Annotated in this window: 1 protein-coding gene; it reads left to right on the forward strand. The window is 63.0% G+C overall.

Annotated features, from left to right (window positions below; all coding sequences use genetic code 11):
- Nucleotides 1-662 (forward strand): DUF4190 domain-containing protein (locus G8767_RS35285; RefSeq protein ID WP_166814295.1); only part of this gene is annotated, 662 nt, incomplete at its 5' end.

Here is a 662-nt window from a genome sequence, read left to right on the forward strand (position 1 = left end):
CCCTTCCGCCACCACCGCCACCCCCGCCCCCACCTCCTCCTGGTGGGGAGCAGCAGTACAGGAGTGCCCAACCGCAGGGCGGTCTGTACCAACCTCCGACCACGAACGGCCTCGCAATTGCCGCCCTGGTCGGGGCGCTCGTGCTGGCACCGGTCGGCATTGTGCTCGGCCACATTTCGCTGGCGCAGATCAAACGAACCGGTGAGCAGGGGCGAGGACTTGCAATCGCCGGTCTGGTCATCGGCTACATCTTCACCGGGCTTCTGGTGCTGTCGATCGTGTGGATGTTTCTCATTGCCAATGCTGTCACCCGTGCGTTCGACGACTACGACAGCGCGTCTTCTCTCTACTACACATCCGAATCGTCGAGTACGACTTATCCGACGTACTCGACCACCACATCCCGGACGGTGGCGCCGACGTTCAGCGGTAGCGACACGGCATCGGTCATCGCCAATGCCTCGGTAGGTGACTGCATCGTCCGAAGGCTCGGGGCAGACAAGGGCGACGGGACCAGCGAGACATACGTCAGTCCGGTCTCGTGCAGCTCGAGCAGCGCCACACACCGGGTAGTCAGTCGCGGCACGTCCACATCTTCGTGCACCGCCGATTGGGTCCGCAAAGAGAGTCCGGTCGTAGTGCTTTGCCTAGCGGACGAATGA

Origin of the sequence: Rhodococcus sp. IC4_135 (assembly GCF_011602025.1) — a bacterium.
GTDB lineage: Bacteria > Actinomycetota > Actinomycetes > Mycobacteriales > Mycobacteriaceae > Rhodococcus_F > Rhodococcus_F baikonurensis.